The sequence below is a fragment of the Methylomonas methanica genome (genome assembly GCF_001644035.1).
Classification (GTDB): Bacteria; Pseudomonadota; Gammaproteobacteria; order Methylococcales; family Methylomonadaceae; genus Methylomonas; species Methylomonas methanica_A.
In genome coordinates, this window is record NZ_LUUG01000082.1 from 13,674 (window position 1) to 29,188 (window position 15,515).

12 protein-coding genes are annotated in these 15,515 nt (G+C 50.0%); 9 read left to right on the forward strand and 3 right to left on the reverse strand.

All coding sequences use genetic code 11. The features are described 5' to 3' along the window. Positions 1–57: 57 nt before the first annotated feature. The 4 genes from A1332_RS14155 (at position 58) to A1332_RS14170 (ending at position 4,667) form a co-directional block, all read left to right on the forward strand. On the forward strand, positions 58–642 hold the full coding sequence (locus A1332_RS14155; protein ID WP_064009135.1) for a MarR family winged helix-turn-helix transcriptional regulator: 585 nt from the start codon (positions 58–60) through the stop codon (positions 640–642). A gap of 5 nt (positions 643–647) precedes the next feature. Then, positions 648–899, forward strand: a complete 252-nt coding sequence (gene ubiK / locus A1332_RS14160; protein ID WP_033158177.1) for a ubiquinone biosynthesis accessory factor UbiK — start codon at positions 648–650, stop codon at positions 897–899. A gap of 6 nt (positions 900–905) precedes the next feature. Further along, entirely contained in the window at positions 906–2,414 is a 1,509-nt protein-coding gene (locus A1332_RS14165; protein ID WP_064009136.1) for a YifB family Mg chelatase-like AAA ATPase, read from the forward strand. 744 nt (positions 2,415–3,158) lie between these two features. After that, positions 3,159–4,667, forward strand: coding sequence for an ATP-dependent nuclease (locus A1332_RS14170; protein WP_157204017.1), 1,509 nt, complete (start codon positions 3,159–3,161; stop codon positions 4,665–4,667). A 331-nt stretch (positions 4,668–4,998) separates the two neighbouring features. Here the strand turns inward: A1332_RS14170 and yihA are convergent, their stop codons facing one another. Beyond that, positions 4,999–5,619 (reverse strand): ribosome biogenesis GTP-binding protein YihA/YsxC, encoded by a 621-nt coding sequence (gene yihA, locus A1332_RS14175; RefSeq protein ID WP_064009138.1) that lies wholly within the window; start codon positions 5,617–5,619, stop codon positions 4,999–5,001. Positions 5,620–5,729: 110 nt separating this feature from the next. Between yihA and A1332_RS14180 the strand changes: the two genes are divergently transcribed. From A1332_RS14180 to A1332_RS14195, 4 genes are all read left to right on the forward strand, one after another. After that, positions 5,730–6,407, forward strand: coding sequence for a c-type cytochrome (locus A1332_RS14180; protein WP_064009139.1), 678 nt, complete (start codon positions 5,730–5,732; stop codon positions 6,405–6,407). Between the two features lie 358 nt (positions 6,408–6,765). After that, positions 6,766–7,371 carry a thiol:disulfide interchange protein DsbA/DsbL gene (locus A1332_RS14185; RefSeq protein ID WP_020484400.1) on the forward strand — a complete coding sequence of 202 codons (606 nt, stop codon included), beginning with the start codon at positions 6,766–6,768 and terminating at the stop codon, positions 7,369–7,371. 125 nt (positions 7,372–7,496) lie between these two features. Beyond that, positions 7,497–9,023: a GGDEF domain-containing protein gene (locus A1332_RS14190; protein ID WP_064009140.1), complete on the forward strand. Its 1,527-nt coding sequence runs from the start codon at positions 7,497–7,499 to the stop codon at positions 9,021–9,023. 15 nt (positions 9,024–9,038) lie between these two features. Continuing rightward, positions 9,039–10,349, forward strand: coding sequence for a GGDEF domain-containing protein (locus A1332_RS14195; protein WP_064009141.1), 1,311 nt, complete (start codon positions 9,039–9,041; stop codon positions 10,347–10,349). A 122-nt stretch (positions 10,350–10,471) separates the two neighbouring features. Here A1332_RS14195 and A1332_RS14200 read toward each other — a convergent pair whose 3' ends face one another. Together A1332_RS14200 and A1332_RS14205 are read right to left on the reverse strand one after the other, a co-directional pair. Further along, complete coding sequence (locus A1332_RS14200) at positions 10,472–11,158, reverse strand: hypothetical protein (RefSeq protein ID WP_064009142.1); 687 nt, start codon at positions 11,156–11,158, stop codon at positions 10,472–10,474. 237 nt (positions 11,159–11,395) lie between these two features. Continuing rightward, positions 11,396–13,096, reverse strand: coding sequence for an exo-beta-1,3-glucanase (locus A1332_RS14205; protein ID WP_064009143.1), 1,701 nt, complete (start codon positions 13,094–13,096; stop codon positions 11,396–11,398). Between the two features lie 256 nt (positions 13,097–13,352). On the opposite strand from A1332_RS14205, the gene A1332_RS14210 reads away from it, so the two are divergent. Further along, entirely contained in the window at positions 13,353–15,089 is a 1,737-nt protein-coding gene (locus tag A1332_RS14210; RefSeq protein ID WP_064009144.1) for a multicopper oxidase domain-containing protein, read from the forward strand. Positions 15,090–15,515 lie beyond the last annotated feature (426 nt).

The following is a 15,515-nucleotide window of genomic DNA, read 5'->3' on the forward strand; positions in this document are numbered from 1 at the left end:
CAACGCCGCGGACGCCGGGTAAGACCAGGCGCTGCGGCATGTGTTAGAATCGGGCCAATGCAGGAATTAGACACATTTAAGTTGATCGAGCGGATTAGCGCCTTACTCCGCTCGGAAGAGCGCAAAAAATACGCGGCAATCGGTTTGCAACCGGTACATGGTCAGGTGTTGGAATATCTGGCCAAGTGCAATAAATACAGCAACACCCATGCTGCGGTGGCCGAATATCTGGGCTTGACCAAGGGTACGGTGTCGCAGACTATCCAGATTTTGGAGCGTAAACGCTATCTGGATAAGACCACCGATCTATTAGACGGCAGAGTAGTGCATCTAAGCCTGACAGATGCCGGCAAGCAGTTGATCGACGAGTTAAAACCGCTGGATATTTTCAAGCAGGCCGAATCCAAAGTCAGCCGTCAGGAGTTCGATACCATAGGCCAAGCACTGCAAACCACGCTGGGCGTGCTGCAGAAAGTCAATGATTCCAAGAGTTTTGGTTTATGCCGTTCCTGTCATTATTTTTCGGTGGAACAGCATCACTATCAATGCGGTTTAACCGAACAACCCTTGGATCGCGAGGATACTGATAAAATATGTCGCGATCATTTACCCATTCCCAATTCATTCATAGACCAAGAGTAGCCACCATGTTTGATCCCAAAGCCATAGACAACCTTGCCGAGCGTATCGCCGGAGCCATTCCTCCCGGTTTGACCAACCTGAAGGACGACGTCGAAAAAAATGTGCACGCCTTGCTGCAAAGCGGACTATCCAAATTGGATCTGGTCAGCCGCGAAGAATTTGAAGTGCAAAAAGCCGTATTGGCAAAAACCCGCGCCCGCTTGGAAGAGCTGGAAAAACGCGTCGCCGAACTGGAACAACGGATACCGCAAGCCTAAAACACCATGTCACTGGCCGTCGTTTACAGCCGGGGCCGCTCCGGCATAGACGCCCCGCAGGTGACGGTGGAAGTGCATGTCAGTAGCGGCTTGCCGGCGTTAAATATCGTCGGCTTGCCCGAGACAGCGGTTAAAGAAAGCAAAGACAGAGTGCGCGGCGCGATCATTAATTCGCACTTCGAATTTCCGTTTCAGCGCATTACTATCAACTTGGCACCCGCCGATTTACCCAAGGAAGGTGGCCGTTTCGACTTGGCGATTGCCTTGGGCATCCTGGCCGCATCCGGGCAAATCCCCAAGGATGTATTGCATGAATACGAATGCATAGGCGAGCTGTCGCTAGGAGGCGAGTTACGACCTATCCCCGGCGCGCTGCCGGTGGCGATTCATTGTCGCAATGCTTTTAGGCAACTGATTCTGCCAGCTGGTTGTGCAGCGGAGGCCTCGTTAATCAAGGATGCGCAATTACTGCCGGCTAGAACGCTGCTGGAAGTCTGCGCCCATCTAGCGGGCCGGCAAGCCATTGCGCCACCGGCAATCGAGCTAGGCTTCGAACAAGCGGTTTACACTGTCGACTTTGCCGATGTGCATGGCCAATTTCACGTCAAGCGGGCAATGGAGATTGCCGCCGCCGGGAAACACAATTTATTGATGCTGGGCCCGCCCGGCACCGGCAAGTCGATGCTGGCGGCACGCTTGCCGACCATTTTGCCGGAACTCAGCGAACAGCAAGCGCAAGAAACTGCCGCACTGGCCTCGATCAGCGACCATGGCCTGGACGTCAGCCGTTGGCGGCAACCTCCGTACAGAGCGCCACATCATACCGCCTCAGCTGCGGCGTTGGTTGGTGGCGGCAGCAACCCCAAACCCGGCGAAATATCCTTGTCGCACAACGGCGCGTTATTTTTAGACGAACTGCCGGAGTTTGATCGAAAAGTCCTAGAAGTACTGCGTGAACCCCTGGAAACCGGCCATATCACGATTTCCCGCGCCAACCGCCAAGCCGATTTTCCCGCCAGCTTTCAATTGATCGCAGCGATGAACCCTTGCCCATGTGGCTACCTGGGCGATGCTTCCGGCCGCTGCCGTTGCACTTCCGAACAAGTGGCCCGCTATCGCGCCCGAGTTTCCGGGCCGTTGCTGGACAGAATCGACATGCATATGGAAGTGCCGCGCGTCGCACTGGATGTATTGCGCAAAGGCTCGGCAGCTGGCGAAGAAACCAGTGAGACCATTCGCCAACGTGTCGTCGCAGCCCGAGAAATTGCTTACCAGCGCCAAGGCAAAGCCAATGCCGCATTGAGCGCTGCCGAGGTGAAAACCATCTGCACCCTGTCCGAAGCTGGCCACCAGCTCCTTGAACAAGCGCTGGAGAAATTTGGCCTGTCACACCGGGCTTACCACCGGATTTTAAAACTGGCGCGGACTATCGCCGATCTGGCAAATTCGCCGACTATTGAAATCTCTCATCTCAGCGAAGCAATAGGCTATCGCAAGCTGGACAGGACTCGCTAGGCTTAACAGTGTTTCGCTGTTGCGACGGCTGAATTTAATGTCGGGTCTCGGCCCGACAGCCGAGATACTTTCTTTTGCTCCGCCAAAAGAAGGTACCCAAAGACAAATCCGCCGGGAGCGGATTTGGACGCCACAGGCGCACGAAGTGCGAGTGCTTGGATGGCACGAGTCAGCATGCGGCCCGGATGCCGCTTATTCCCTGTGCTCCTCGCTTTTGAACAGGGTTGCCGAAAGGGGCTTCCTGCCCCTTCGTCAACGCGATGCATCCATGCGGCCCCCCTACGGGCTGATCCGTTCAAAAGCTCCGGTGCTCGGCGCGGCATACGGGAGAAACCCTCGTGCGATTAGGAAGTGGTTTAGGAATGAGAAACAAAGGTGCAATAGCGCCAGCCTATTGCACCAATTCCAACATATGTTTGCAACTTATCGGGTTTGGCCAACCTCATGGTTTCCGCTGCATCTCGCTCCAGCTAATTGCTAGAATCTCCTATTTAATGCCTGCCTAATCAAATATATGACATTAATACTGAAAAATTTTGCGCTTGCTGGATATAGGAGTTTTGGTCAGCAGACTCAATACTTCGATAGGTTAAGCAAGATTAATCTGCTGATAGGTAGAAATAACGCCGGTAAGTCAAATGTTATTAGGTTTCTGATGGAAATATATCCCAAGGGTCCACACTGACAAATCCATTGGACGCCCACTTTCCAGAGCACGCAGATCTTCTAGTCGGATACGGTGAGGTGCTTGAGATAGACGCAGGCGGGATTGCGAGTTTGCGGAAAAATCATCCCCTGTTGAAAGGACTCAACGACATGCCTAACCACAGAACCGCTAAATTTGCACTCTCAAAACTTTTTGCTGAGAAGAAAAAACTGGATGATACTAAACTGGTTTGGAGTTTGGTTTCACCCTTCAATTACGCTGGTAAGTTTGATTCGTGGGAGGAAGCAGTTAAGTCACTCAAAGATCACGAAATCTCCACCCTTTGGTCAGCACTGACCAATATTTCAGGAGGTGCTCGAACTCAATCTTGGGAACCCGACATACTTCGCATGCTTACTCCGGACTTCCCAAGTATTCAAATGGCTTTGATTCCAGCAGTTAGGGAAATTGGAGCAAAGGGCTCCGAATCTGACGGATTCGATGGGAAAGGCATCATTGAAAGATTGGCGCGCCTGCAAAACCCTGATGTACATAGCCAGCATGACCGCATCAAGTTCAAAGAAATTACAAAATTCGTTGGCAATGTAATCGACAATCCAACTGCATCCATTGAGGTTCCCCATGATCGCGAGACAATTCTTGTCCACATGGATGGCAAGACGTTACCGCTTAGTTCGTTAGGGTCGGGCATCCATGAAGTGATAATTCTGGCAGCGGCGGCAACGGTGCTTTCGGACCACCTTATTTGTATTGAAGAACCGGAAATTCACCTCAACCCGATACTTCAACGAAAATTGATGCGTTATTTGTCCGAGTTTACAAGTAACCAATACATCATCAGCACGCATTCTGCAGCACTAATGGATACCCCAGACGCCGAGATTTACCATATTCGGCTTGAGAACGGTTGCTCCATCGTCGAAAGGGCGACTTCTAACAATCATAAGTCTGCTATTTGCGAAGATCTTGGTTTTCATCCCTCTGACTTACTCCAAGCAAATTGCGTTATATGGGTCGAAGGGCCATCGGATAGGGTCTATCTGAACTATTGGATAAATTCGCTTGAACCAACTTTCGTGGAAGGAATTCATTACTCTGTGATGTTTTACGGCGGTCGCCTAGCATCTCATTTATCGAACTATGATGACGAAACCTTAGTGAACGAATTTATTTCGCTCCGGAGATTGAATAGGCGCGGCGTGATGATTCTCGACAGTGACAGAGACAAGCGCGGTGCGAGAATAAACGAAACAAAACGTCGGTTAGAACAGGAGTTTAATAGTGGACCTGGTCATGCATGGATTACAAAGGGGCGCGAAATTGAAAATTATTTGCCGCCCTCACAAATTCAAGCTGCATTATCCGTTGTAAAGCCAAACTCAACTGCGATGTCCAACTTTGGCGAGTATGAGAATGTCCTAAAGATAAAATCGAAGAAGGAGCGAGAAGGACAGGCTCCAAAGGTTGAAATAGCGAGATATATTGTTTCAAAGTTCCAGCCAGACTTTTCTGTGCTAGACCTTAGCGCACAACTTAGTAAATTAGTGGCATTCATTAAGGCATCGAATCCAACGCCAGTTTTGTAGGCAACACCGAACGGTTTTGTTGTCCAACAGCTTGGGACTGGTTTTCTCCCGTATGCCGCGCCGAGCACCGGAGCTTTTGAACGGATCAGCCCGGAGGGGTGCGGCATGGATGCCGCACGTTGCCGAAGGGGCAGGAAGCCCCTTTCGGCAACCCCGTTCAAAAGCGAGGAGCGCAGGGAATAAGCGGCATCCGGGCCGCCTTTTCTTTGGGTACTTTCTTTTGGCGGAGCAAAAGAAAGTATCTCGGCCGTCGGGCCGAGACCCGACATTAAATCAAGCCGTCGCGCCAGCGACACAAATCTAACACCGCACCGCGCCGAAAAAGCAAAATCTACTCCTCCGAAACCACCATCTTCCTAAACCCAAACCACTCATCCAAAACCTGATGCACATCATCAATCCCGACTTTGTTCAAAGCAGAAAACAATTGCAAGGTCACCACAATATCCGCCTGACTCAAATCCCGCTGCACCTGCAATAGCGTGGTCTTCGCGGCACCGAATTTCAGTTTGTCGGATTTGGTCAACAAAATGTGCAGGGGCAATTTGCGGTGTTCGCACCACTCAACCATTTGCCAATCGAAATCGGTGAGCGGGTGGCGGATGTCCATGACCTGGACGATGCCGCACAGGGCTTGGCGATCATGCAAATAGCTTTCCATCATCTGTCGCCAGTCTTTTTTTATGGCTTCAGGGACTTTGGCGTAGCCGTAACCGGGTAGGTCGACCAGTTTGCGTTTTGCGTCGATTTCAAAAAAATTCAGTAATTGGGTGCGTCCGGGGGTTTTACTGACGCGAGCCAGGGCGTTTTGTTGTACCAGAGTATTAATAGCACTGGATTTGCCGGCGTTGGAGCGGCCGGCGAAAGCGATCTCCATGCCTTGGTCGGGCGGTGCGTCCTTCAGTTTGGGGGCGCTGTTGATGAACTTGGCCTGATGGTAGATGGGATTCATCACAGTCTCGCTTAGTGTTTATAAATCGGTTAGAATCCGGCCATTATAGCGTCTGGTGGCTGTCATCAGCTTGCTTAATGTCGATCAACCTTCCTGAGCAGGGGCCCATAATGATAAAAAAATTGCTGACTGTTTCCATCACTTTGTTGTTGGCAACCGCCGCCGGTCATGTAAATGCGCAGGGTAATGCCAGCGCCGGAAAAACCAAGGCCGCCAGTTGCGCAGGCTGCCATGGCGAAGACGGTAACAGCACGATGCCGGCGTTTCCGAAATTGGCGGGACAGCACCAGACTTATTTGGTTAAACAATTACAAGCATTCAAGAGCGGTGCGCGCTTGGCGCCTATGATGGCGCCATTGGCGGCAGGTCTTGATGATCAAACGATTCAGGAACTTGCCAGTTATTATGCCGGCAACAAAATTTCCACCAACCCGGCGCCTAAATTGCCGCCGAGTGACGACGACGATGCGCCCGCAAAAACGCCTGAGCAAGAAAAAGCCGCGCTGGATGCCTTAATTACCCAAGGTAGCGATTTATACCGTAACGGTAATATCAGCCGCGAAGTATCGGCGTGCGTGGCTTGCCACGGACCGTATGCGGAAGGTAATAAACCGGCCTCATTCCCATCCCTGCATTCTCAGCATGCCGATTATCTGATTAAAAGCCTGACTGATTTCAAAACCGGCGCGCGCAGCAATAATCGGGAAAACATGATGCACATGATCGCCACTAAAATGACTGACGAGGATATTAAAGCGGTTGCTTACTACATCTCCACGATGAAATAAGCATTCATTGTCCGGCGGAGCCGCTACTCTGCCGGATTTGATCCAGTCCTTAATTCACAAGGATTAAACTCTCTTCCTCATGCATGTCGCAATCTACCTTCCTCGCACTGAAACCCCTTATCTCTGGCAGCTGGAGCGTACTAGCCTCCCCTAGAAAATTAGGTAAGGTCAGTCTCGCAGGGGCTTATTGACGATAGATTGCAGGATTGTCGTTTGCGTGAACGCATGAGAGCTTGACGACGCGCGGATATGACAAGTGAATGGCTTGATGGTTGCGCTCGGTTTGTTGTCAAATTGTTTACACATTTGAGTGTGAACATGGTTTTTTATCGGGAATACATTATTACGGAGAACGTTGATGTTAAAAATAATCGCATTATTGGGACTGTTGAGCTTTTCTTCGCTGGTAAATGCTGAGGGGGGTTACGAAGCCGTAACGCCAGCGCAGCCGGTACAAAATCCGGACAAGATCGAAGTGATCGAGTTTTTTTGGTACGGCTGTCCGCATTGCTACAGCCTGGAGCCGGCCATGGTGGAATGGCTGAAAACCAAGCCCGCCAATGTTGAGTTTATCCGTCAACCGGCGGTATTCAGCGATCTGTGGGGCAAGCATGCCAAGGCCTATTTTACCGCCGAAGCTTTGGGTGTTTTGGATAAAGTCCATGCCGATCTGTTCGATGCAATTCAAAACAAGAAGCAAAAATTAGTCAGCGAAGAGGAACTGGCTAAGTTTTTTGCCGATCATGGGGTTAAGGACGAGGAGTTTCGTAGTGCTTTTAACTCATTTTTAGTCGATGCCAAATTGCGTCAAGCCGAGTCTACCGGTCCGCGTTATGGTATCAGCGGCGTACCTGCGTTGATCGTCAACGGTAAATACAAAGTCACCGCGCAGTCGGCCAAATCCCAAGCCAATATGTTGACCGTGGTTAATCAATTGATCGCGCAAGAAAGTCAGAAAAAATAAACGGCCAACTAGCGAATTGCCGCACAAGGACGTGAGAGGCGAATACTGATTGTAGGATATTCTTCACAAATTCAACGATAGACTATAATCAAGCGACTAAGAATTTTAGAATTAGGGCATGTTTCATGGTTTTTTTTAAAAACAAGGATGAGGGTCCGGACAGGTGGAAGGAAAAATACCTCAAGCTGTTGGACGACCAGGAACAAACTGAAAAACAATACAAAGCCAACGAAGAGTTGTTGTGCAAGACCATAGTCCGTTTTGCGCTGGCCGTTAAAGGCCTGAACCGGCAACTCGATCCTCACTTAAATCGTATTCGCAATTTATTGAAAGGCGGCCTGCAAAGTCAGCAATTGCAGAAAGAGCTGTCGGCTTTTTCTAATGCGCTGATAATGTTGGAAGAATCGCCGGAGCCCACCCTCCCGGACGCTTCCTTGCTGTTTGAGTTTCTTGGTAAGCAATATCCTCGGCACCTGGATCAGCTCGATGAGATTCGCGGAAAATACGAAAATCGCCAGTTCAGCAACAATCAGGCCTTTTATCTGGCCCTGTTGGAGTTGGTCGAGGAAAATAAACCGCTGACCAACATTGATTTGGCCTTGGAGCTGACCGGAGCGGATGCCAAAGCCATCAATATTCAATTGATCCGTTTGTTGGACAATGCGGAAATTCCGTTGCTGTTTGCCGAGGATGCGGAAAAAATCAAAAGCCGGTTGTTCGCTGATCAAGCCCTTGGGCCTATTTTTGACGATACGGTGGCGTTGTTGTTGGCGGTAAAAAAGCATCTGGAATCGGAACAGCAGGAAATGGCGGCATTTTTGTCGAAATTGACCGAGCAATTAACCGAGTTGGGTGTAAAAGCCACCGGCGTCAATGCAGCTAACGAAATAAGAGTTAAGAAGCGTAATCTGCTGGATCAGGCCGTATCCGAGCAAATCATGGAGTTGCGGGAAAAATCCGAGAACGCAACCCAACTTGAGCCGCTGAAGCAAATTGTCAGCAGTCGATTAACCACTATCACGCAACAAATTCAAGCGCACAATCTCCAGGAACAACAGGAACGGGATAAGGCCCAGCGCGAAATGCAGATCTTGTCGCAAAAGCTCCGGGAAATGGAATCCGAGTCTTCCGAATTGCGCTCGAAACTGGATCTTGCTCAACATCGTGCAACCCGCGATCCGTTGACCAATTTGCCCAATCGCTTGGCATTTGAGGATCGCTTGAACGATGAAATGGCGCGTTGCCGGCGGCATAAATCGCCGATGACACTGATGGTTTGGGATGTGGATTTGTTCAAGAACATCAATGACACTTACGGGCATAAATGCGGGGATAAGGCCCTGATTGTTATCGCTGAATTGTTGCTCAAACACTGCCGGGAAACCGATTTCGTGGCGCGTTTCGGCGGCGAAGAATTTGTAATGATACTGCCTGGCGCCGATGCCAAATCCGCCTTAGTGATCGCGGAAAAACTTCGAAAAACCTTGGAAAAAAGTAGCTTCAATGCGAATGGCAACAAAGTATTTATCACCTTATCCTGCGGAATTAGCCAATTTATCGACGGCGACAATAATGAAACGATTTTCAACCGAGCCGACTCCGGCTTGTACAGTGCCAAACAAACCGGCCGTAACCGCTGTGTTGTCGTGTAACCAAGTCGGATAGATATGGCGACTGCTACCCCTTATTCCGCTCCGCTCGATAACGAAAAGTTTTTATACAAGCTGGTCATCCAGCTGTTGATTTTTTGCCAAGGCAGCCACAAGTTGCTGGAGCCGCATCTGCTCGCGATAGGCGCCAAATTGCGGAGCGGCGCGAATTCGCATGAGTTACTGTCCGAATTGCAAGCTGTATCCAAAACTTTGTTACACATTTCCAAGCAAGCCAAACAGGATGTTAGCGCCGGGGAAGACGATGGTCCTGCGTCGCAAAACAACTATTTGCTGGAGCGTTTGGATGAACTGCTCAGCGATGCCGAGGTTCCCTTGCGTTTTCAGCAACAGACCTCGCTGTTAAAGCAACGGGTCAGGGCTAATCTCAGTGAGGATTCGTATAAGAAAGTCATCGACTCGGCGATTACCTTGCTGCTGAATATCAAAGATTACAGTGCATCCGAGCAGAAAGGCATCGATGTGTTTCTAGGGGATTTGAGCGAGAAGCTGGACGAACTCGGGCAAGACGTAGAAACCGCAGGTCAAGCTAATCGAGCGTTGATTGATGATCGCGAGATTATGAATACAGAAATTCATAGGCAAGTGGGCAGTCTAAAGGACTCGACACAGGCGGCCGATGAACTTGATATGTTAAAGAATCAGACAGCGGAGCATCTTGATCGTTTATTGGAGCGGTTACTTGAGCATAAACAAATAGAAGATGAAAGGCAGCGGGATGCGCAAGAAAAAATTGAGTTAATGACGCAAAAATTACAGGAGTTGGAAACCGAGACAGAGACCCTGCGCGTTAAACTCAAGATAGAGCACGACAAAGCCCTAAACGATTCCTTGACCGGCTTGCCGAATCGCTTGGCATACAACAATCGTGCAGAAATGGAATTGAAGCGTTGGAAGCGTTACAAAGCGCCGCTAGCGCTGATCATTTGGGATATTGATTTTTTCAAGCGCATCAACGATACCTATGGGCACAAGTCCGGCGATAAAACCCTGGCTTTGGTTGCGCAATTATTGCTGAATAACTGTCGGGAAACAGACTTCGTGGCTCGCTACGGCGGCGAAGAGTTTGTGATGCTAATGCCGAATACTAGTGCGTTTCAGGCGTTGGAAATGGCGGAAAATACCCGCAAGATGATTCAGAGCTGCGGATTTAATTCTAACGGCGAAAATGTCAATCTGACCATAAGCTGCGGGATCAGCGAGTTTAAAGAGGGCGATACGCACGACGATGTCTTCGTGCGGGCCGATCAGGCGCTCTATCAGTCCAAACAAGGCGGGCGCAATCGCTGTACGGTGTTCGAGCCGTAATCTTTAGTAGCCCCCACTTTTGGCGGTTCGTTTAGACTCGCCGACTATCTAACGCGAAATGTTAGTTTTTAGCGCCCCCTACAAAAGTAGTCGTCACGCCTGAGTGATTTGTTCGCTTGCTTTCAGCCAAACAGAAATGGGTAACGAACGGACCTGAATGGTGTGCTGGCTGTCAGGCAGCGGTCGAATATGCCAATCGCCTCATCGCAGGAGATGATTTCCTGCTGACTGTCCAGGATATAGTGGGCTAAGTTCAGGATACATTTCCAGTGGCGGCGATTATCGATAAAGCGAAAAGCCTGGAGCAACAATTCCTGCATTTTCTCTTCGCGCTGGGTTTTTGACGCGATGAAGTGATCCAGGTAGCTAAGCGCTTTTTCCAGATCGCTGTAGCCGCCATAGTTATGTAAAGCATTGAAACTTATTAGATTAATATTAAACACTTCGTCGTCGCGAATAGAGACATATTTGGCTTCAGCCAAAGGCCCAACCAATAAGTTGACTACATCCGCTTCGTAAGCGCGTTGGCAGGCGTGCTGCTGATTGTCGCCAGATAAGTCGTTAAAGCTTTCCACAACGGCAATCGGCAAGTTTTGGATTAAGTTGCCGTCTACGACTTTCGCAAAGAAATCGTCGTAAGCGTTAATTGGCCGTTTGACATGTATTTCGAAAAATACCGGAGGTAATTGTTTTTGGCGGTTACCAAGATGAATAGCCGCAGCGTGTCCGGCTTCATGAAAAGCTGTGCGCCAATTCAGTTCGTTAGGGTGCACGAAAGTTGACGTAGTTGAGTAGTAATTTCGTTCCATAGACAGCGACCTCATCCAGAAAAAAGATGCGGCCCAAAGGCCGCATTGAGGAAGGATATTAAAACTCTTTACCCTTTAGGAGAGGGAGCGCATACATAAGAGTTGCATACAGTTTAAGGGTGAATGCTTGTTTTGAAAATGTGACAAATTGACGCGCGGCAAACTGTCACTCGATATTGGATGCGATTTGGGAGGGAAAAAACGGGTATTACGGCGCAATACCCGCTCACGGAAAACTTAAGCGTCCTGTTTGCTACGACTGTTCGTCCAGAACGGAAGGGACAAGGTAACCAAACAAGTCAGCCAACTAAGGAGTTGCTGGTTATGCAAGGTGTAACTCAGTGCAAAGGGTAGGCCTTCGGAAAAGCCGGGGTGAGCTTGGATAAAATCCCTGCCATCCATAAAGGCTTTGGTTTCGCCCAGTATCAGCGCGATAGTGCCAAAACTCAACAAAAATGCGACAAACCGGTCACGGCTGCTTTGTAGGCTCCAGCCAATTAAACTGTCAAACGCTAAAACTCGGCCATTCAACTTGTGCTCCCTCAACCATAAGCAGGCAATCAACCCGATTACCCCAAAAGCCGGAATGGTGAATTGCTCTATCGGGAAACTCAAATAACGGCCATTCATAGCGAGTCCGTAGGTTTTATAAAGTGCCAGTAATATAAAGAGTAGATAACCGGTCCTCAAGCTATTGGCTAACTTAGTGCGGCCTGGTTTATCACTCAAAATGTCGCTCCCGCGTTCAAGCAGCAGCGCGCCGAGAGCTGTATTCGCGACCACCAGCGCTGCGGTATAAAGCCGCTGCCAGTTGCTGTAACTGGTGTACCAGAGAAAGTCGGCCAATGTTACCAGGCAAACGCTGAAGACTTGCGCCAGAGTGAAAAACGCTAACATGCGAATTAGCGAGACGTGCTCCAGCTTCTTGGAATACTTCACGATTGCCAACAGCCAGATCAGCGTGGCGACGGCAAAACGGATAGTCCAGTTGGGCGTTTCATTGACCGGGCCGGTCAATGGAAATACCGGTTCGCGGTCTGCCGAGAACAAGCCCCAGTTGGCACCAACCACGCCTTCCAGCTCGCTTTTCCAGGGTTGGTTAAATGCTTCGACGATGTTGTAATCAAAGCCGTGGCGATTGGCTACCTGGATCATACCGCGTATGAACTTGGCTTCATTGACTACGCCGGGAATGGCCATGCCGCGCTGCCTGCCGGCACTGGGCCAGCCGGATTCGCCTATCAATATGGGTTTGCCGGGGGCGACACCACGAGCTTCGTCTTCCACTTGTTTGACGATTTTTTCCAGATGTTGCGAGGCATTTTCCACCGAAATCGGCTCGTCCTCCCAATACGGCAGAATGTGGATGGTGATGAAGTCCACTTCATTAATCAACTTGGGGTACTTCATATACATCGACCACACGTCGGCATAAGACACGGGTTGCTTGACCGCTTTCTTCACCTCGCGGATGTAGCCAATTAGCCTGTCGACATCCATATCGCCGCGTAACAATACTTCGTTGCCGACGATCACCCGTTTCACCACGTCGGGATGCTCGTTGGCCGACTTGATCAACGCATTGACTTCATTGCTGTTGTCTTTGTAGCCGTAGCCTAGCCAGGCGCCCTGGATCATTTTCAGGCTGTATTTGCGGGCTAACTTCGGGGTGGGTTGCTGGCCGCCAAGGCTGGAGTAGGTGCGGATGGTTTCCGTTTTGTCGGCCAGCAGGCGCAAATCCTCGTCAATATGTTCCGGCAACGGGAATTTTTCTTCCAGCGGACTGAAGCCCTCCCGAAACGGCGCAAAAGACAGGCTCATCAATTTGCCGGACGGCACGTCGGTGCCGGCGTCTTGCGGCTGATTGTTCAACCAGGCGAAACTGCCGTGAACTAAAAAAATGAAAATCAAACAAAGCAATACTCTGATGCTGGGCATAATCTGGCTGAGAGGTCTGTTGCAAAAATGTCGCGGATTGACTGGTAATAATCGCTCGTCGTGGAATTATAAGGCATTAGCCGCCTTGCCGAATTAGATCGTTTGTCGGCCCGGTAATATCAGTCTGGATTGTCGTCGTGTTCATTAAATAATTACTGTACTTTACCCATGGGTTCTGGTTACAGTATCTGGCTTTTCTGATATTCGGAAACCTTGTTGAGGCTTCCGTCAATTCGTCTGTTTTATGAGGTTTTGTATGCATAAAAAGGTTATCCCCATTCTGTGTGGCGCCATGCTGCTTCCGGCGTCGCAATGGGCTATGGCGGCGGTAGACAAACTACCGGCGACCAGTAGCGTCAAGATGGGTGCGGCAGAGGAAGTTTGTTCCGAATTTACCGATGCCAAGTGGCGTGATGCGCAAGTGATCGACGGAGTCGAAATACAAGAATCACGGATGTGTAACCCCGATAATCCTGCCGAAATCGCTGCTTTTGTTAAAGGCACCAATAATATTTCAATGTCTACCTTAATGGAGACGCAACTCGCCGCTGATGCCATTACGCTCGGCGAAGATATGGACGGCGACGGCGACCCCGATCACTATATTATCAAGCTGGAAATTGCCGAACTGAACGGCCATTCGCCGGACATGAAGGACCCCACCACCACGTTTGACATCGCGCCGGGCATTCAACCGACTTTCTGGGTCTACGCCCCTAAAACACGCGATATGTCTACCTTGAGCTTGTATGAGCCGGTAGCGAACCCTTTGCTGCGCGCGCCATCGCCGACGATACGGGTCGAACAAGGTGATATCGTTTGGTTGGTATTGGAAAACAGCCATTACTTTCCGCACTCAATCCACTTGCACGGCGTTGATCATCCTTACATGGATCATAGCGGCGAAGGCAACGATGGTGTCGGTCAAACTGGTCAGATGGATGTGTTGCCCGGCCAAAGCAAAACTTATGTAATCAAACCGCGTCAACCCGGCACCATGTATTACCACTGCCATGTGCAGCCGCACACCCATATTCCGATGGGTTTGCAAGGTATGTTCGTGGTTGAGGAAAATCGTCCCAACAACTGGGTGCAGGTTTTCAATGTTGGTAACGGCCAGGTTCGACATCCATCGGTGGCGGTCAAAGAAAAATATGCCGCTGAGTTTGATCTGCACTATCAATCAGTTGATAAGGAATTGCATGAAATGGTGCGTTCCGCCAATGACCCGCGAATCATCGCCCGGCGTATGAATCAGGAGTATGACATTACTGATTCCACGCCAGATTATTTCATGCTCAACGGCCGCTCGTTCCCTTACACATTGCGGGAATCGCTGATCCTGATGGAAGAAAATAAAAAGGTGAAGCTGCGGATCTTGAACGGTCACGAGGAAGCCTTTGCGATGCATATTCACGGCCATAAGCCTATGGTTACGCATTACGATGGTGTCGATAACGGTCCCAATTCTTATATCAAGCGCGACGTGCATGGCATGGTGCCGGCCCAGCGTATCGATTTGGAATTGAGCGGCGTTGACGATGGTCTAAACAGCTTTGGACAAGGCGTTTGGATGTTTCACGACCACGTAGAGAAATCCTTCACTACTAACGGTATCGGCGAGGGCGGCGACATCAGTTTGGTGGTTTACAAAGGCTTTTCCGATGAGAAAGGCATCCCGAAAGTCCATGGCATGAGCCTGGCACCTTACTTCACCAGAGAATTCTGGCAAGGTAAGTATCCGGCCTGGCAGGATTACGATGCCTGGAAAAGCTTAGGTTTGCCGGAAATCAGCAATAAAAAACAAGTAGCTTTTGTGCCGCCACCGCCTCCACCGCTGAATACGGGCGATGCGGCGGCGAAAGCTGAAGCAGCCGGAGCCGGAAATCAGTCGTCTTTTATCGGGCAATTGCTGTATGGCTTGATATTGGGTGGGTTGAGTTACGTCGGCTTTGCCAATCGCCAGCGGATCTTGGCGATGTTTAAGAAGTAATCTCATACTGCTTCGTTTCAAGCCAACGCCGCTGTCGAGCTAGAGTCTCGGCAGCGGCGTTTTACTGTCAGCCTGCATGAGAGAAACTGCCGCATCATGTCTAATGTTGTTACGATGCAAACAAACCTTTCTAGTCATGATCACGCTGAATTGTTCATCACGCTACGCCAAATCGGCACCTTACTGCTGTTGATGTCAGTGGCCATACCACCCTTCCTCTTATTTGGCTCAAGCAATCAGCTTTTTGGTATCGGTTTAAACACGCCCCCTTCCCCGAGGCAAACAACTCGGCAATCCAGTCAACAATCAGGCAATATGCCGGACAATCACAATCCGGATTTGGGTGTTAGAATGCTCAGCCATTGATGTTAAGGGGGACATTGTCGGCCATTGTTTGCCGCTGTGTTCTGCAAGTAGGCGATCGGA